The 18,647-nt window shown below is 56.6% G+C and carries 10 protein-coding genes; 1 reads left to right on the top strand and 9 read right to left on the bottom strand.

The genetic code is table 11. The annotated features are described in order from the left end of the window. The first annotated feature begins 159 nt into the window (after positions 1-159). Positions 160-3,111 (top strand): preprotein translocase subunit SecA, encoded by a 2,952-nt coding sequence (secA, locus tag EKD05_RS13165; RefSeq protein ID WP_129673436.1) that lies wholly within the window; start codon positions 160-162, stop codon positions 3,109-3,111. 91 nt (positions 3,112-3,202) lie between these two features. Here secA and EKD05_RS13160 read toward each other — a convergent pair whose 3' ends face one another. The 9 genes from EKD05_RS13160 to EKD05_RS13120 form a co-directional block, all read right to left on the bottom strand. Then, positions 3,203-4,375 carry a glucose-6-phosphate dehydrogenase assembly protein OpcA gene (locus EKD05_RS13160; RefSeq protein WP_240695768.1) on the bottom strand — a complete coding sequence of 391 codons (1,173 nt, stop codon included), beginning with the start codon at positions 4,373-4,375 and terminating at the stop codon, positions 3,203-3,205. 82 nt (positions 4,376-4,457) lie between these two features. Beyond that, positions 4,458-5,990, bottom strand: coding sequence for a glucose-6-phosphate dehydrogenase (gene zwf / locus EKD05_RS13155; RefSeq protein WP_129673434.1), 1,533 nt, complete (start codon positions 5,988-5,990; stop codon positions 4,458-4,460). Between the two features lie 2 nt (positions 5,991-5,992). After that, positions 5,993-6,898: a phosphogluconate dehydrogenase (NAD(+)-dependent, decarboxylating) gene (gnd, locus tag EKD05_RS13150; RefSeq protein WP_129673432.1), complete on the bottom strand. Its 906-nt coding sequence runs from the start codon at positions 6,896-6,898 to the stop codon at positions 5,993-5,995. A 28-nt stretch (positions 6,899-6,926) separates the two neighbouring features. After that, complete coding sequence (locus EKD05_RS13145) at positions 6,927-9,683, bottom strand: phospholipase D-like domain-containing anti-phage protein (RefSeq protein ID WP_129673430.1); 2,757 nt, start codon at positions 9,681-9,683, stop codon at positions 6,927-6,929. Further along, positions 9,680-10,240, bottom strand: a complete 561-nt coding sequence (locus EKD05_RS13140; protein WP_129673428.1) for a DUF4276 family protein — start codon at positions 10,238-10,240, stop codon at positions 9,680-9,682. The genes EKD05_RS13145 and EKD05_RS13140 overlap by 4 nt, the downstream gene beginning before the upstream one ends. Continuing rightward, positions 10,237-11,505 carry an AAA family ATPase gene (locus tag EKD05_RS13135; RefSeq protein WP_129673426.1) on the bottom strand — a complete coding sequence of 423 codons (1,269 nt, stop codon included), beginning with the start codon at positions 11,503-11,505 and terminating at the stop codon, positions 10,237-10,239. The genes EKD05_RS13140 and EKD05_RS13135 overlap by 4 nt, the downstream gene beginning before the upstream one ends. Positions 11,506-11,524: 19 nt before the next feature. Next, on the bottom strand, positions 11,525-14,449 hold the full coding sequence (locus tag EKD05_RS13130; protein ID WP_129673425.1) for an anti-phage-associated DUF1156 domain-containing protein: 2,925 nt from the start codon (positions 14,447-14,449) through the stop codon (positions 11,525-11,527). A 66-nt stretch (positions 14,450-14,515) separates the two neighbouring features. After that, positions 14,516-15,199 carry a DUF3780 domain-containing protein gene (locus tag EKD05_RS13125; protein ID WP_129673423.1) on the bottom strand — a complete coding sequence of 228 codons (684 nt, stop codon included), beginning with the start codon at positions 15,197-15,199 and terminating at the stop codon, positions 14,516-14,518. Between the two features lie 130 nt (positions 15,200-15,329). Further along, positions 15,330-18,416, bottom strand: a complete 3,087-nt coding sequence (locus tag EKD05_RS13120; protein WP_129673421.1) for a DUF499 domain-containing protein — start codon at positions 18,414-18,416, stop codon at positions 15,330-15,332. Positions 18,417-18,647 lie beyond the last annotated feature (231 nt).

The following is an 18,647-nucleotide window of genomic DNA, read 5'->3' as shown; positions in this document are numbered from 1 at the left end:
CCTGACGCGCTCGAAGCCTCCGCATTGTAAAATAACCTGAAACCTGGCCTAACGGATGAAAGCTTTTGTTGCCTCGTCGGGCCAGAAACCAGCATAGCTAGTTTTGTGACCGCGTAGAACAAGCGTCCCGGGGATCTGCCCCTCTATCAAGGAGAAAGTATGTTCAAATGGCTCAAAAAGCTCGTTGGTGATACCAACGAGAAAGCCATCCGTGAGCTCCAACCACTGGTTGAAGAGATAAATGACCTTGGATCTGAGTATCAGGCGCTGTCTGATGAGGCTCTGGCCGGGAAGACAGCCGAGTTTAAGGCACGGCTTGCCGACGGCGAAACGCTTGATGATATCCTGCCCGAGGCCTTTGCCACAGTGCGCGAGACGGCCCAGCGGACGATTGGCCTGCGCCACTATGATGTGCAGTTGATCGGTGGCATTGTGCTGCACGATGGCAAAATTGCCGAGATGAAGACCGGTGAAGGCAAGACGCTCGTCGCGACGCTGCCGCTCTATCTCAATGCCCTCGAAGGCAAAGGGTCTCATCTGGTGACGGTCAACGACTATTTGGCCCGCGTTGGAGCCGGCTGGATGGGGCCGATCTATCACTTCCTCGGCCTCAAGGTGGGCTTCATTGCGCACGATCAGAGCGCGATCTTTGACCCGACGTATGTTGATCCCAATGCCAATGCCGAAGATACGCGCCTCATTCACTGGCGGCCGGTGCCCCGGCGTGAGGCGTATGCGGCTGATATTACGTACGGTACCAATAACGAATTTGGCTTCGATTTCCTGCGCGACAACATGGCCTATGAGAAAGAACAGATGGTGCAGCGCGAGCTGCATTTTGCCATTGTTGACGAAGTTGACAATATTCTCATTGACGAAGCGCGTACCCCGCTCATTATTTCGGGGCCGGCGCAGAAATCCTCGGATCTCTATCGTCAGATGACCGGCGTGGTCAAGCATCTGCGCCGTTCAAGCGTGACGCCCAAGCAGATCAAGGAAGAGGGCATGGAGCCCGATGGCGACTTCTTTATTGAAGAACGCACCAAAAGCATTACGCTCACCGAACAGGGCATTGAGCATGTCGAACGCCTCTTGAAAATCCCTGATGGCGAGAGTCTGTATGACCCGCTGCATTTTGAAAAGACCCATTTTGTCGAGAATGCGCTGAAAGCTCAGTTCATCTTCCAACGTGACCGCGATTATATGGTCACTTCTGAAGGTGAAGTTATTATCATTGATGAGTTTACCGGTCGCTCGATGCCCGGTCGTCGCTGGTCTGATGGGCTGCATCAGGCCGTTGAAGCCAAAGAGGGCGTGCTCGTCAAAAATGAGAATGTCACCCTGGCGACGATCACTTTTCAGAACTATTTTCGTATGTATGGCAAGCTAGCCGGGATGACCGGTACGGCCTATACCGAACGCGAAGAGTTCGCCAAGATCTACAATCTTGAGGTGGTGATCATCCCCACCAATCGGTCTTCCGTACGCGATGATCTGCCCGATCAGATCTATCGCAGCGAAGTCGCCAAGTTCAATGCCGTGGTCAGTCAGGTGGCCGAGTTGAATGAACTGGGCCGCCCCGTGCTGATTGGTACAACCTCGGTCGAGACCTCAGAGAAGGTGAGTGAGTTGCTCAAGCGACGCGGCATTGACCATAGCGTGCTCAATGCCAAGTTCCACGCGAAAGAGGCGACCATTGTCGCCCAGGCTGGCCGCAAGGGGTCGGTCACCGTGGCAACCAATATGGCTGGTCGTGGGACTGACATTCTGCTCGGTGGCAACCCCGATGGCCTGGTAGAAGAGTTGCTGGCCGCCCAAGGGATCGTGTTTGAAGAGGCTACCCCTGAACAGGTTCGGGTGGCAACCGAAGAGGCTCGGCGCCTGACGGCGACCGAGGGTGATCAGGTGCGTGAGCTTGGGGGCCTCCATATTATCGGTACCGAACGCCACGAGGCGCGCCGCATTGATAACCAGCTTCGTGGTCGCGCTGGTCGTCAGGGTGATCCTGGCTCGTCACGCTTCTTCCTGTCCCTCGAAGATGAACTGATGCGTCGCTTTGGGCCGGTTGATCGCATCAAGGGCCTGATGAATCGCTTCCTTGATGAGGATCTGCCCCTTGAAGCTGGCCTGCTTGATCGGACGATCGAAAGCGCCCAGACCCGCGTCGAAGGCTATAACTTCGATCTGCGCAAACATACGGTCGAGTTCGACGATGTGATGAATAAGCAGCGCCAGATTATTTATCAGGATCGCCGCGATATCCTTGATGGCAAAGATGTCCGTGACCAGATCCTGCAGATGATCGGCGAAGAGATCGCGGCCCTTGTGGATGAGCATCTGCCCGATGAGGGGCCCGCAGGCTGGGATCTCGAGTCCCTGCTGCGCCAGTATCGCCAGATCAATCCGACCCTGCCTGAGGCGATTACCCCCGCAACCCTCAGCACAAAAAGCCGTGATGAGATCGAGATCTGGCTCGTTGAGCAAATCGAGGCCGCCTATGCCGAGCGCGAAGAGGCGATGGGGGCCGAGACAATCCGCTTTGTCGAACGCCGGATGATGCTCGGCACGATTGACCGCCAGTGGATCGATTATCTGACCGCAATGGACGAGTTGCGCCAGAACATTATGTTGCAGGCGTTTGCCCAGCGTGATCCGTTGATCGAGTTTCGCAAACAATCCTTTGCGATGTTCGATCAATTGAAAGTTAATATCACCCGCGATATCGTCTATCAGATTATTGCACAGTCTTTTGCCTACGAACGCTACCTGCGCCAGCTTGAGCTTGAGCAGAAGAGCCGTCTCGCCACGGCACGGGCGGCGGGTGGCAGCAGCGAGATGCAGAATCTGGCGGCCAAACCCCAGCGGAAGCTCACGAATATTGGGGCCAACGAACGTTGCCCCTGTGGCAGTGGCAAGAAGTTCAAGCATTGCCACAAAGGCCGCGAAGAAGAGCTTGTCCATCTGCTCGCTGCTCAGGGCCAGGGAGCAGAACCCGTCCATGCCGCCGTTGCGCAGGCAAGCAAGCCCCAGGCTGTGCCAGCCGGAACCCAGGCCGAGGCGCGACGCGGACGCCAGGTGCCCTCTGGTGTGCCCCGCGGCAAAAAGCGTTAAGGAAAAGGTTGACTCGGGTTGACGCAAAGGCGCAAAGGCGCAAAGCTGCGCATAGAGATCGATCAAATCTTCGCGCCTCTGCGCCTTTGCGTCAAATATCCCGTCCTAAACGGGCAGCCAGCAGACCAGCCACCCGCAGGGCGTCGCTGAAGGTCTGATCGCGATGCCGTAGGCGGAGTTCGGCGGCGAGCAGGTCGGCGAGGCTCGGTTCTTCACAGCGGGCGAGGCGGCTGATCGGCTCCATCCCGGCGATGGTCGCTGTGGTCAACGCATATCCTGGGGTCTCGGCGCGTTCAACGCGGAAACTCGCGGTGATCCCGTCGAGCGCTTCGAGATGCAGCGCAAGGAGGCCAGGCATCGCCCCGATGCCAGCCTCCACCGGGCAGAGATCAATGGTGACCAGGCGGATCGCACCAGTTCCCACCCCAACCGCCGGGCGACGCAGATGAAAGCGGATCTGAGCGGCTTCGATGCTAACGGCATCCTCCAAGGGAACCCAGGCGAGACACGACGCAAGCCATCCCGCCAACAATAGGCCTGCCACCGGGTTGTTGGCACCGTTTGGCGCTTGATACGTGATCGTCACATGATCGATCCGCCGCAAATGTGGCAACAGGGGGCGTGTATCAAAAAACTGGGCCGTCAGTTCGCGCCACGCCGTCAGCGAGGCCCAGGTGAGATCGCTAATCGCAAAGGTATGCAAGGCCAACCCGCCCGACGACACCGTACGCTCAAGCTCGGCCATGCGCACGAGTTCCTTCGTTGGCTGGGCAAAAGCCTGTGAATTGACCATCACCCGGTCAACGACGCTGCGCAAACGGGCGAGTAACGGGGCATCAAAAGGATCAGGGTGGCTGAGCCAGAGCACAACGGGCAGGTCGGGCACGAGCAGCGCCAGGATCAGCGAGGCAACCTGTTGCACCGCCGAGCCACGCGCATCAAGCGTGATCTGTTCTCCACAGACCTGGGGCGTCCCGCGCCTACTCAAGAGGCAATTGGCTTGCACAAAGCCGTCCAGCCGCGGTTCAGGTGCATCCGGCTGCAAGAGGGCAAGGATCGCCCGACTTGGATGGCTCGCCGTCAACTGCTGAATTGCGTCGGTCATGCGGTCGGCATGCTCGGCATCGTGCGTACAGGCAATCAGATTCAGCGTCAGGGCACGGATCACCGCCTGACCATCAGGCGACTTCTCGGCGCTCTCGCTCCAGAGTTGACGCAATTCGCGTTCGATGGCCCCGATCTCAACCATAGTCATACTGGTCATTGGTCACACCTCAGTCCCGCGCTCGGCGTGCGTTCGAAGGCGGGACGCGCTCGCTCCCAGGGGGCAGAAACTCGTTGCGTATTCACAAGCGCCGCCAGGTACGCCCATCACGGGCCATGAACTCGTCGGCACTGTTTGGCCCCCAACTCCCGGCCTCGTAATTGGGGAAGGACTGCGCAGGTGACGCCAACCAACCCTGGTGGATCGGCGTGATCAGCGACCAACTCGCCTCAACTTCGTCACGCCGCGTAAAGAGCGTGCTGTCGCCAAGCATGCAATCGAGCAGCAAGCGCTCGTAGGCTTCGGGTGAAGCCACCCCAAACGAGGTGCCATAGCGAAAATCCATCGTCACCGGGCGAATCTGCGGCTGACCCGGTACTTTCGAGCCAAACTTGAGCGTAATGCCTTCGTCGGGCTGGAGCTTGATCGCCAGCACATTTGGCTCGATATCGTGCATCGGCGTCTCGGCAAAGAGCATCGTCGGCACCGTCTTGAACTGAATCGCAATCTCACTCACCCGGCGCGGGAGCGCTTTGCCACTCCGCAGATAAAAAGGCACGCCCGCCCAGCGCCAGTTCTCGACAAAGAGCTTCAGCCCGACGTAGGTCTCGGTCTGCGAGGCCGGATCGACGCCACGCTCATCACGATAGCCAGCCAACGGACGACCGCTCAGGCTCCCGGCGTCATACTGACCACGCACGGTATACGTTGCCACCTCTTCGGGCCTGATCCGCCGAACCGCCCGTAGCACCTTGACCTTTTCATCGCGGACGGCATCGGCATCATACGAAACCGGCGGCTCCATCGCGACCAGCGCCAGCAGTTGCATCAGATGGTTCTGGATCATATCGCGCAAGGCCCCGGAATGGTCATAATAGCCGCCCCGGTCTTCAACCCCCAGATTCTCGGCCACCGTAATTTGCACATGATCCACCGAACGACGATCCCAGAGCGGCTCGAAAATACCATTGGCAAAACGAAAAACCATGATATTTTGCACCGTCTCTTTGCCTAAATAGTGATCAATACGGTAGACCTGCGGTTCCGCAAAGACGGCGAGCACCTGCTGATTGAGGGCCTGGGCACTGGCGAGATCGCGGCCAAAGGGCTTCTCGATAATGATGCGCGTCCAGCCACCATGCGGCGACTGATGGAGCCCGTGGGCACCAAGTTGACGAATAATGTCGGGGTAGGCTTCGGGGGGCGTCGCGAGGTAAAAGACGCGATTGCCCCCGGTACCGCGGCGCAGATCAAGCTCGGCCAGGCGTTCGACCAGGCGCGCATACGCAGACGGATCATCAAAGTTGCCGGGCTGATAGTGGATACCCTCGGCGAAACTGGCCCAGAGTTCAGCTTCAACCGCACCACTCCGCGAATTGGCATTGACGCCATCGAGCAGCACCTGGCGAAACTGCGCATCATCCCAGGGGCGACGCGCAAAGCCCACCACCGAGAAACCACCCGGCAAACGGCGCTCGTGGGCGAGGTTATAGAGCGCCGGCACGAGTTTGCGGCTCGTCAAATCGCCACTGGCCCCAAAAATAACAACCGTGCATGGTTCAGGGGTACGCCCAATACGCAACCCGTGCCGCAAAGGATTGGGCAGATCTGACATAGTTACCTATCTGACTGCTTGACCGCGTGACCACCAAACTGATTGCGGAGGGCCGCCAGCACCTTCGCGCTAAAGCTATCGTCCTGCCGTGACCGAAAGCGTGTCTGTAGCGAGAGCGTAATGATTGGCGCAGGCACATCAAGATCAATCGCCTCTTGCACCGTCCAGCGACCTTCGCCGCTATCCTGCACATACCCCCGGATCTTGCTGAGATCCGCATCATCGGCAAACGCCCGCTCGGCCAACTCAAGCAACCACGACCGCACCACACTCCCCTGGTTCCAGAGATGGCTAATCTTTTGCAAGTCAAACTCGTAGCGCGACTTCTCCAAGATCTCAAAACCCTCGGCGTAGGCCTGCATCATGCCATATTCGATGCCATTGTGGATCATCTTGACGAAGTGACCCGCGCCCACCGGCCCGCAGAGCAGATAGCCCTCGGGCGGAGCCAGCGTCTGCAAGATCGGCTCGACAGAGGCAAAGGTCTCAGGATCGCCGCCAACCATGGTGCAGTAGCCAACCTGAAGCCCCCAGATGCCACCGGAGACACCCGCATCCATAAAGCGCAGACCCTGCGCAGCAAGTTGCTCACCGTGGGCAATGCTCGCTTTATAATTATTATTGGCCCCATCGATCACAATATCACCTGGACTCAGCAAGGGCGTCACCTGGGCAAGATGCTCATCGGTTGCCTCGCCAGCGGGCAACATCAACCAGACGATCCGCGGCGAAGGGAGGGCTTCGACCAGTTGCTCCAGCGTTAACGCCGCAATTGCGCCGTGTTCAGCCGCAAGCTCTTCAGCCTTCGCCACGGTTCGATTATAGACAACCACACGATGCCCACCCTGAAGCAAGCGGATCGCCATATTGGCCCCCATACGGCCCAGGCCGATCAATCCAATCTCCATTGCAGTCTCTCCATGTTCTGTTTGGTGCTCAGGAATTATTATACCATCCCTGGCTGAGCACCCGCCGTTGCTCGGCTGCGTCAAGCACAGTCGCACAGGACTCCCAATCAACTGGTTCGACTTTTGCGTAGCGTATCTCGAATGGGTGGGCGCGAGGTATCTCGTCGATAATCTTGCGCGCCCGTTCCTGCTCGCCTAATGCTACGGCCACCCAGGCATCTTCGAGTATGTCAGGGATCTGGCCAAAGAGCTGAAAGATACCCTGAAGCCGACTCGAAAGCAATTCATGGACACGATCTTCGACCGAGCCACGGTAACGCAGATTATAGATCGCGACCTTATTGTGGGTCTGACCGATCCGCTGGATGCGGCCCTTGCGCTGCTCAAGCCGCGTTGGGTTCCAAGGCAGGTCCAGGTTGATCAGCCGGGCGAGCATCTGCAAGTTTAGCCCCTCGGATGCAGCATCAGTCCCCAGGAGCAACCGCAGTTGACCGAGTCGAACCATGTTCTTCAACTCATCGCGTGTCTGCCGGTGCCACTCACCGCCCTGAATAATCCCTGAGTTGCTCGATCCCGAGTAGAGGGCGATCGGTTCGTCTGGCAACTCCTCGGTAAGTCGTTCAGCGAGCCACTGAATCGAGTCGCGGTACTGGCTGAAGACGATGCAACCAAGCTGTAGCCAGCCGTGATCAATCAAGAGCTCGCGCACCTTCTCGTATTTCGGGTCGCGGCCCTGATTAGCGACCAAAGCATCGACAAAGCACTCGAGCAGGTCGCGCTCGGTTGGTGTCAGCGTGCGCGGCATTGCTTCGTCTGTACTGTGCAGTTGAGGCTCACCATCAAACTCATCGTCGTCTTGCTCGGGCTCCTCTATATTTGCCCAGTCTCCGAGCATGCGCTCTGCAGTGATCTTGCCTGCATAGACGGTGCTGCCGACGCGCCGCAGCAGCAAGGTTTTGAGAAAGCCAGCCCCACGCATACGCACGCTGATCTGTTTGCAGAATTGCTCGGCTCGCTCGTAGGCCGTCTGGAGATAGACCGGTACGCTTATGGCCTCTTCATCACGCTCTCCGAGCACGTCGACGTGGATGGGATCAAGGAGCGGCTCACCACTCTCGGGGTGAATCTGCTCCTCTAATTGTTTCCGTGTGCGTCGGATAATGCGGCAGATGAAGGGATTGCGGCTTGTGATAAAATCGCCGAATTGGGCACGGAGACGCGAGCGCACACTAACATTGAGATCCATGAGCCGACTGCCGTTGGCTACGGCAACATCGTCATTGAGCTGCAGCTCACGACGTAGCCGCTCATAAAATGGCCCTTCTGCTTTAAGGGGAAGCGGGTTGCGCAACCACTCCCACTGCTCGTTCTCATCTCGCGGCAGTTCGCGCCGCCCCATGATAAGGTTCAGCGCTTCTATCGGCTGTCGCCAACGGCTATGAGCATTGCCAAGGACAGATTCGTCGCCGTAGCCCAATACACTCAGCAGATCCCATGCCTCAATCGGTCGCAACTGTACAGGGGTGGCCGTCGCGAGGAGGAGGCTACGTGTACGCTCGGCGATCTTGTACATGAAATCCAGAAGGTTATTGGGATCAGGCTTCTCGCCATCGCGTCGATCGCCAAGATTCTGTCGGCGAGCACGGTGAGCCTCGTCGAGAATGACACAGTCATACTCAACCTTTAAGAGATGCTCTACGGCGGCTGAGCGGTGGCTGATCAATCCCCCAGAAATAATGCCAACGCGTCTTGGGCAGCGCCGGATCGCTTCTGGCCCAGCGGCAGGATACTCAAAGCCACGCTCATCGACCCACTGCTTGCCGTTCCATCCAGCCGACGGCATGTCAAGCAGGTCGGCAAGCTCGGTCTGCCACTGCCAAACTAAGGTCTTTGGACAGATCACAAGCACCGGTTTCGTTCCTGCTAAGGCAATCAGCTTCGCGGCCATGGCAAGCTGGAGCGTCTTGCCAAGGCCAACCTGGTCGGCGAGGATGTAGCGCGCTTTGCCCTGCGGCCCGTGATGGGCATCAATGACGGTCTTCACAAAGTACTTCTGATGCTCCCAGAGGCCGGCCTCACGACGATAGACAGGCGTCTCGACCAGCGCAGACGCAGGATCAGGCGGCGTATGCGCTGGTGCCTCATCAGTCCACGCCTCGACGGTGCTGATGACCTGCCGCCTGGCCAGGCGCTCGAGATCCTGGATGACTGCCTCGGCAAGAGGCACGGCGTATGGTGAGCTCCAGAGCGCATCAAACTCTTCCTGTACCCAGGTGACCGCCTCAGACGACGAGTCTTCCCACAGCAACTCATAGTTAATCTGCCAGCCGAATTTCGACTCGTTCACACTGCCTATGAAGCTTGTGGCGCTGCCATCCGCACACGTGATCACGCCAGCTTTGCCGTGGATAAGACCAAACACGCTGTCGGGGAGCACCTTAACAACGAGTTTTCCGCTGGTCAGCATGTCGTAGAGGCGTTGGAAGCGATTACGTACCTGTGGTTCGCCCTCGCCCTGAAGCAAGGCCTCGGGTCGTGTGCCACACCATGCGCGGCGCAGGGCCGCCTCTGCGGCTCGGGCCGTACGAACATCGTGAGGGTGCAGATCAGAGTTGCACACCACCCGGATTTGTCCAGCGACGTGTTCGAGTTCCTCGCCTGCGACTTCCAAAAGTGATGAACTGAAATAGCCAGCGATGCGGTCATAGCGCAGAGCACCGCGCAGGCGCTCGGTGAGGAAGGAGCGGTCAAGCCGCTGGCGACGTGATGAGTAGCGGGTAATCATAAATGTGTGCAGAATGTAGCGAACGAAGCGTTACGCTGCCGTGCTAATTCGAGATCAACATGCGTTGCCAGGCATTGTTGCACGTGTTCGGTGTAATTCTGTCGAAGTTGGGCCTTGAGCCATCTCTTGGGATCAGGGGGCGTATGCTCGGTGTTTGCAGATCCTGCCGGAACTCTTGCGAGTCTGCAGTAGGTGCAGCCTGGTGCTAAGCCAGCAATCAGCCAGGACTCGGTCTCGATCTTTGCCCAGCATACAACAACGCTGACCCTTAACTCGTTAGCAATCACGGTAGCTCGCCTTGGCATATCAAGATACTCTTGCGTCAAACTTTGATACGGCTCAAAGGTGGTGTCACCGTCCATGAGAATGATAAAGCGTTGCTCGCCAAGCGCGTGAAGACGCCTAAGCGTATCCTCAAAGCCACGTACGCGCCGGATGATATTTGCCTTCCCGCTTGCGTTGACGCATTTAATTCTGACTGACTCAGCCAAAGTACGTCGCGCCAGGATCGGGATGATAGCTTGTTCACCAGGACCTTCGACTATTACCGTGATCATACTTCGCTATCCATCAATTCTGGTGCAATTGGCTGCGGTTCGTCCCCGAAGCCACCCTCCCGTTGGAAGTCACTCGGTCGTCCGAGGTTTTTTGCTATGCCGATCATTGCCGCTCTTGGCGCTGGGATAATTGCTTTTGCCCCCTTCCTTTGGGTGACAAAGCAGGCAATTCCGCCCTCGACATCATGCTGAGAGTCTAGACCTAAGGCCTCATCCAAGACGATTGGCGAGTGCGTTGTCAAAAAGATTTGCGAAGGATTCCGTCGGCGGGTAGCTGTGTCGCGAACACGCTGAAGAAAGCGTTGGATGGCATAGAGATGGAGTGCATTCTCTGGTTCTTCAATCACAATAACTGGGGGCGGCGTCGCTTGAAGCAGTACCGCAAAGAGTCCTAAAAGACGAATCGTTCCATCAGACATTTCAGGTAACTGAAAGTCTACGCGGGTATCACGCTCAGTGAAGCGTAGGGTCTTCAGGTTAAGCAGCCGATCGGGCTTGATTTCGTCAATATAGGGCACAACCTCTTGCAATGCAGCAAGTAACTGCTCTGATTGATCAGTTTTTTGTAGTAAGCGCGCTACATAGGGAACAATGTTTTCACCATTACGGCGCAATTCCTGATCGTCATTGATAATGGAGCGCCGTACGGCTCCTGGCTCAATATTGTAGACGCGCCACGAAGCAATATAGTTACTAATCAAACGCGCACCACGCATATAGCGTGAAAAAAGCAGCAACTCATCTTCACCGCTCTCATCCAGAAAGAGAGCCTCGATATTTTGAGCCTCAATCGTATTTTGGGGGTCATGCCAACTCTTGATCGTTGTGCCATCGCGCTCAAAACCAATGGTTATCTCTTCCAAGTTTGGGCTGGGGCGAACTATACCCTTATCATCGCGACGGATAGGCCGTTCATAGACAACTGCATCTAAAACTTCATGCTTAATTTGAATGTTTGCCGCACGACTCAACTCGAAGCCATAGCTTACCCGCTTAATCCCCCTATCTTTATCTTCGCCTAATTCAAGACGAAAGCGCATCGTGAAGGCACCACGAGGCGTTCGTGTGCGAACTTGTTCAAGACCGCCATACTCGCCAAACGCTTCGACAAGCCCGCGTCGGGCGATCAGCGAGAAGAAGTCGATCAAGTCGGCAAAGTTGGTCTTGCCAGTTCCATTCGCACCGATAAGGACATTGATCTTGCTCGGCTGAATGTCAAATTCGCGTAAACCTTTAAATCCTCTGCCCGTCAATCTTGTAATCATGCATCATCCTTATGCGGTATCAAATATGATCATTCCGCACTGCCCCCGCCACTACCGCCGCCGCTGCCGCGTCAGCGCACCAGTGCGGCATTGTACTGACATTGCCCAACACGGCCAGATACTCCAGGATATGGATCAGCTTCTCGCGGTTAGGCCAGTAGTCGGGTAGCTCGGTCTTCAGCCAATTCAGTCCATCACGCGCATCTTCACGCTCAACCGTGAGGGAGATCGCATAGAGCGCCTGACGCACCAGTGAGGTGCCGAACACGCCGCGCTGTCGCCGCTTGAGCTCGCTGGCGTTCATCAGCCGGGTTTCGTTGGCCCTGGTGCTGGCGAAGAGTTCGGTGTACTCGGCGGCACCAAAGCCGCGGGCTAGTTCCTGGTAGACGCCACTACGGTGCTCGCCGTGGCTCTCGACCTCCAGACCCTTGAGATAGAAGCGCTCCATTGGCGTCAGGCTCTTCCACAGTTCGCGGTCGAGGCCGCCAGGAACCAGGTGATCGCAGGCGATCTTCACTGCGCTGCGGATGAGTTGCTCGACCGGACTTACTTCGCCACGCTTGCGCTCGCGGGCGATCTCGCGGGCCGGGTCGATCTCCGCGATCGGACGCTCGGTGAGCACGCGCAGCGCTGCGGCGTAGGCGGCGAGTTGGTAGTCGGCGTCGGCGAAGTTTGGTTCGCTGGCATCCTCAATGCGCAGCATTTCGTCGAGCTGGCACCGTACCTCAAGCTCGACGCGGTGCGTGATCTCGTCCAAAAAGACCGGCTCGGCCTCGGTTCGTTTGCGCAGCACGAGCAGGACGGTGCCTTGCACATAGTTGCCTTGCTTCAGCGAGGATTCTGTCTCTGTCGCTATGCACCATGCAACTGAGACACGCAATCCCGCAGCCCAGAGGATCATGGTCAGATCAGCCCACACTTCGGTATCCTGGTGTGTAAACATTACAACCTGGAAACCATCATCGGGCATGTGCTCTGTCAAATTACGGTAACACTCGACCATAGACTGGCGGAAGCGCTGGTCGTTTCTTTTAACTGCTAATGCTCGACAAGAGTCTAGGCTCCAGTCTGGGAAAATTCTACCGATTCTTTTTGCATACCATGAAAGAAAAAATTCAGATATCTCTTCATAACTTACAGCGTCTGCATAAGGAGGATCCGTAATCCAACAATCAAGCGTGTTTGTAATTTGACTCGCATTAGCAGTCGTAATGTAAGACTCTCCCGTCACAAAACTGAAGTTATGCTGAAGACAAAAGTTGTCTCGAAGTGCAGTCCAACCACGCGATGCAAATACAAATAGAGGATTTAGGGCTTGGCTTGTCAGTGCTCGCTCAACATTTTCGTTTGCTGCCGCTTTATGCCACATTGAAAGACGTGACATATAGGCCACACAGCGACCTAATGCCAGTATTAATTCAACTCTTGCTGGAGTGGATACAGCTAACTGATCTGCTTTTGCAGCTAAGAATCCTGCTACAAGTAATTGTCGTGGTGTAAAAAGGTGATGCCAATATGTCCAGCCTCTAGTCCTAATAAGTTCATTGGTCTTCACTCCCGGTTCAATGCGCAGATCTGGAATATAGCCTTCGGCTTGCCACTTCGAAAGACGTTCCTCTAGTAATCCAAGGATTAGTTTTTCTCTTTGAAAGTCGGCGCTCGTAGGTGCTCGATAATGACGTCGCTCACTAATAACTTTTCCTGACTCATCATAGACAGACTCTACCCATCGAATACAGAAAAGCCGCTCTTGTAATGCGTCATTATCATGTGGTGAAACGTTGCTCTTCTCCCAAAGTCTCATATTTCTTCTAATAACATCGATTGGTATGGGCTGATTACCGCTTTTGTGTGTAATACGCGAATTTTTGACGGTGGCTAATTCTTTTGCTTCAGCCATCTCCTCACTTGATGCTCCTTGTAGAATCTCGATATCATAGCATTTCCCTGTATAGTCAGGCACTAACTTGGCAATAGTGCGAGATCTTTCTCCAAGAACCCAAGTAGCGGCTAACGGAACCAACCAACCGGTTTCAGGATCCTTAACCTCTAAGCAATAGAAATATGTGTCTGCGCGCCAGCCCTGCTCGTTCTGTTCGATACCCCACGCCTTGATCTGCTCGTCCACAGCGGCAAAGACGGTGCGCTGGGCCTGCTCAACTTCAGTAACTATCGCTGGCCCGCCGCCGACGATATTCATTCCAGCCCACGTCAGCAGGGCCGCCACAGGATTCAGATCTGAACCATATGCATCACACCCAATTCTCGCGGCCTCGAAGGGGACAGAGCCGCCGCCGCAGAAGGCGTCGCCAACGCGAGGCACGTGGCCGAAGCGAAGAAGCCCTAGCTGGGTGGCAAGTTCCGGGAGGTTCGTTGCTTCAGTGCCAAGATGCGCATTGATCTCAGCCCAAGCGTCAACCGAAGGCCCGGCGATCTGCTCGGGACGATCGCAGTACTCGATCTTCTCGGCATAAGGCATGCGTTCAAAGACCAGCGCTTGCAACTCGGCCCGGTCTTCACGGCTGAGCCTGGGGCGCAAACGTGGCGCATCAGCAGGAGCGTCGGGGTCGAGAAAACGACGACGCACGTTGGGCGGCGTGAGGGGGAGCTCAGCCAACAAACGCGCTCCAGGGATAGACTTAGAGCGACGCCGCTGCAGGCCCTGCTCGTCCATTGTCAGCAACTTGAGGAATATCTCGCGGTCACGCACCGGATCATCACTCGCGGGCATCAACAAGCCTAAAAGAGCGGCGCGCACCAGAATAAGCGGCTTGCGCCCCCACCAGCGCCCTAAACTATTTAGTGTCTGTCCATTATTAGCCTTTCGCTCCTTGAAGCTCTCTGCTGATAGTTTTGCAACCGGAAACTGCTGCTCGATGAAAGCGGGCGCACCGGCGAGCGGCGGTGCGGCATCGAAGAGCGCTTGCTGGGTAGGCTTAGACATAGAAGAGGTCAATCACTTTCAAAGCTGGTGGCGTAGCACGAGCTCAACACAATGCAATGCTCAGCCCTAATCGGGAGAAGATGTCGTATCCTCGTGTTCCTCATCGGGCATGTGCTGCTCATGCACCACCATCGTCTCAGGTTCATGCGCAAACATCGGTCCCGCATTTGCCAGGCGAAAAAAGGCTGGAACAACAGCCTCATCACTGGCCCGGCTTGTAACCGGGTTCTCGGTAAGCGCATAGCGAACGGCCTTGCGCCAGCCGCGCCCGCGATCGGCGATGCCGTGGCCGGTCGCTGCGGCCGTCTGGGTATAGAGCCACCAACGCTCCTCGGGCGAGAGGCCACTCCAGTTGGCAATGGCCGTCGGGATGAAGGACGGGTCGGCATCTTCGATGGCCCAGGCCAGCAGCACCAACTCCTTGCCCAGTTCGCGTCGCAGCAGATTCTGGCCGGCACGCCAGGAACCCGAGCGCAAACCCATATGGCGAAGCCGTAGCGCAAAGTGGCTGCGTACCGGGTCGGCGATCATATCCCACTTGAGCCTTGGCAGCACCACCCGGATCTGACCATCGAGGCGCGAGCCATAGGAAACCTCACCGGAACCATGCTGCTCGTCCCACGCGAAGTGCTCGCTCATATCAATGTTTCCCGCAGCGCCACGCGGAATATGAACCACAAAATGGTGGGTGCTCTCGTGCGGAACAAAGCCGAACGAGCCAGACGGTACGGCAAGCTGTCGTTTGGTCATGAGAGAGCCTCAGCAACCCAGGGTTGATGGGCAGCATCGTGTTAGGAAAAGATAGTCCTTGCATGATACCGCGCCAGACGAGATATGACAAACAACCTCACGTCTGCTGACAGCCTCAAGCGAAGGCGCACTACTGACGAATATCGTCTTGCCGTAACGTCGTACGCACCTCTTCGGCCCAATCTTCCAGACTCTGGCCGGTCGGGAACCAGAGCGATGCGACTTCGAACTGAACCTGACCATTGGTCTGGATGCGCCGAAGAACCTGAAGGGCCTCTTCGATCAACTCGGGCTCAACCTGTTTTTCTTCGAACATCGCCAGTTCAAGCCACTCGCGGCCAGCGCCTTCGCCAGCAATGCGGATGATCGGGCCACGCGCCTTTACCTGCCAGCGCTTCATACGCTCAAGAAACTCGTACGAGTCACGTGTATTGTCGAAGGTGTGGCGACGACGCCAGAACGCCGGTCGTCGTGGGTCAAGCTTGACCCGATCTTCGCCCGGCTCCCAGACAACCTCGAAACGCTCGACGTCAGCTTCAATGCCATCGTGAACCGCATAGGCCAGCACAAACGGTGCGCCATGCGGAACAACAAAGGCGCTCCCATCATAGGCTGCTCCTGCTACCCGAGGGTTGGCACCATTGGTCGTGTAGCGGATTGCAGCGATTGGTGGGGCCGCCTGCAACTCACACAGCTTGTCAGCGCCGCGTTGAAAGAAACGATGCTTCAAGGTAATGCGTCCCGTCCAGGTGTAGGGCACACCTGCCTCATGCACACCGCGTGGATCGATCGCGAGAAACGAGAGCCTGAGGTGGCCAGTACACAGGGTTGAACCCTCGAGAGGGGCCGAAGCCGTCGTCGCAGTCCCGCCGATCTCCCAGTAGATGAGTTCGCCATGCACTGGTGTTACGCGCAGAATAACCTCACCAGTCGTATCATCGCGCTTCTGCTCCTGGACGAGCACATTGGTCTTTGGTTGTGGGAAGGGTCCTTTATCAATGAAGCCACCGTCTTCGCGCCAGATATCGCGCTGGATGCACTCAGCTTTGAGCCGATCGAGCGCATCGGTATGGTGCCACTGCCACTTCGAATTCATGCCCGCCCGACGCTTTACTTCGCTCCAGGGCAGCACCTGGGTCGTGAAGAGCCGCTGCTCACACTTACGGCGAAACATCTCATCAGACACCTCTTCGAGATACTTGGATTTTTCACGTAAGACCTCGACCACCTGCTGCTCGCCGCTGTAGCGATTCTCTTCGAAGCGCATCCGCAGATCAGCCTGCATGAGGCCGCTCTCGGTGGGGTACCAGAGGATGGTAAAAGTTTCGCGCACCGCCGAGTAAAACTGAACGCGAATGCGGTCAGCCAGTTCATTCGCCTGTTTCATTTGCGGGTCGCTGTCGGGCACGCGGTCACGCTTGAGTTCATCGATGATATGGGCAATTGCACGCAACCGTTTCCCCGATTCGACAAGTTGATCATAGGTATTACGCGCCCCAGTGATAAAACCGACCCGGTTTTTCCATGTAGTCTGTTCATAAAATTGGCGCAACTCGGGCCGCAAACCGCCGCCGACGAGCGGCTCAGAGATCACCAGCGTTACGCGATCCTGCTCCAACTCGATCTCATCGATGGCCGGCAATGCCAACACCTTCTGGTAGCACCAACCGTTCACGGGTTTAAAGATTGCCTCAAGCCGCGAACGTAGCTCTTTCAGCGCCTGCTCAGGCAGGTAGGTGCGTACCAGCGACTCGAGCTTCGCATTCAGGTTCTGGACATCGCGGAAGTAGAGCTTCCCGTCATTTGTACTGTGGAGGTACCAGGCGGCGGTCGCCAGTTTCTCTAGCACCTCACCACGGAGCTTCGACACATCGCGGCCAGGCGCACAGAGTGCAGCGACAAGCTCGGGTATTGCCAGACCGACCACTGGATTCTGCACATTCGCCAGGGACGAGACAAGCAGCAGCCGACACGCATCCTGTGCATCGGAATCACCCAGATTCGCATCCATGATCTCGGCCACTGCACTACCGCCGGAGGCAATATCGTGGGCAATCGCATTCTCGAGGGTACTGTTGATCTGCGTGATCTCCGACAACGTATCGCGATCATTGAGATCCAGATCGTGAGCCGCAATCAGATAGCGTTTGCCAGCAACCCCCGAGTTCCAGAGGCGCGTAGCAACGATCCGCATAAGCCGGATCAGGCCGCGGGTTTGCTGAAAGCCAGGGTTCTCGCGAAACCGAGCATAGAGATCGCGGATAGCGGGGTGGAAGGGGTAAGCAACCTGAATCCGGTTTGCAAACTGCTCGGGTGACTCATTTGTGATCCCCATCTGGCGAGCATCGCGGAACGCACGGGCATAGGCCTGGGCTACCTCAGCAATCTCGTCCTCACTCGGCAGCGTTGCAAAAAGGCGCGTACGCAAAATATGATAGAGCTCGTCCGAGTTAATCCGAACTGGCTCCAACGACATCGCCGAGCGATTTGTCTCCTTTTCAAAATCAGCCAGTACCGAACCGAGTTGAGCACTTCCCTCCTGATAGGAAGCGGCCAGATCGGAAATCACCAGACAGACGCGCCGACAAGGTTCTTTGCCAATGGCGACAAGCAGGTTGGAAAGCGCCGTCGCTGTCACCTGAGCGAGATCCGAATTCCCGATCGGGCGTGAGCGGGCATTCTGAAAATATGGAGGCAGCTCGTCGAGCAGAATGAGCACTGTTTCGCCGGCCAACAAGTTGACCCAGGCGTTCTGTCCAGGTGCCTGAAGGGGAGCATAACAATCGCGAAAATGTTCGCGCTTGCCAAGCTGCTCGGCGATCGAACCCCAGATCCCTAGAGGAGCATCTGATTCACGACCAGAGAATGCGACAACCTTCACTGCGCCAAGCGCTGGATTGGCCTCATAGATTCCCGCAAGCACATCCTCTCGATACTCAGGGTGGCGCGCAAGCAGACCAAGCGTAAGCAGATTATGGGTCTTGCCACCACCCATCGCCTGCTTCAGCTTGAACACCCCCTGATCCGAGATACCTTCAAGCCGACGAAAGCTCTGCTCTAGCAGTACTTTCATGCCACCAGTCACGTAGTTTTCACTAAAAAAAGCGAATGGATTAATCGATCCGTTTACGAGATCGGTAAGATCCAGCACGGTATCACGACGCTGGACATCGAAGACACTGCTTCGAAGATGGCAGAGTTGGCTGAGAGGTTGCATAGGCTTCTGCTTTAGTATGGGTAGCAAAAAAGAGTTTTGTACAAGTGTTTGTATGCTTGCTCACGGCTACGCCGCGAGCAAGCATACAGCACCTTGACAAATGATTTAATAAAAATTATAGCATGTGAATGCAAGCGTTGGCAGTACCCACATTGCGACCGTTACGACTTGGGGACTACTTCTGCCAGCCCCTCTGGGGGCCAGCCGAGCAACTGCCCCCGACAGAGCTGG

Origin of the sequence: Candidatus Chloroploca sp. Khr17 (assembly GCF_004138165.1) — a bacterium.
Lineage (GTDB): Bacteria > Chloroflexota > Chloroflexia > Chloroflexales > Chloroflexaceae > Chloroploca.
The sequence above is the reverse complement of the archived record's forward strand: the minus strand, read 5'-3'. Positions and strand labels throughout refer to the sequence as shown.

Excerpts from the sequence above, each read along its gene's own strand:
- secA (WP_129673436.1), top strand. The coding sequence starts at position 160 with ATGTTCAAATGGCTCAAAAAGCTCGTTGGTGATACCAACGAGAAAGCC.
- EKD05_RS13160 (WP_240695768.1), bottom strand. The coding sequence starts at position 4,375 with ATGACCAGTATGACTATGGTTGAGATCGGGGCCATCGAACGCGAATTG.
- zwf (WP_129673434.1), bottom strand. The coding sequence starts at position 5,990 with ATGTCAGATCTGCCCAATCCTTTGCGGCACGGGTTGCGTATTGGGCGT.
- gnd (WP_129673432.1), bottom strand. The coding sequence starts at position 6,898 with ATGGAGATTGGATTGATCGGCCTGGGCCGTATGGGGGCCAATATGGCG.
- EKD05_RS13145 (WP_129673430.1), bottom strand. The coding sequence starts at position 9,683 with ATGATTACCCGCTACTCATCACGTCGCCAGCGGCTTGACCGCTCCTTC.
- EKD05_RS13140 (WP_129673428.1), bottom strand. The coding sequence starts at position 10,240 with ATGATCACGGTAATAGTCGAAGGTCCTGGTGAACAAGCTATCATCCCG.
- EKD05_RS13135 (WP_129673426.1), bottom strand. The coding sequence starts at position 11,505 with ATGATTACAAGATTGACGGGCAGAGGATTTAAAGGTTTACGCGAATTT.
- EKD05_RS13130 (WP_129673425.1), bottom strand. The coding sequence starts at position 14,449 with ATGTCTAAGCCTACCCAGCAAGCGCTCTTCGATGCCGCACCGCCGCTC.
- EKD05_RS13125 (WP_129673423.1), bottom strand. The coding sequence starts at position 15,199 with ATGACCAAACGACAGCTTGCCGTACCGTCTGGCTCGTTCGGCTTTGTT.
- EKD05_RS13120 (WP_129673421.1), bottom strand. The coding sequence starts at position 18,416 with ATGCAACCTCTCAGCCAACTCTGCCATCTTCGAAGCAGTGTCTTCGAT.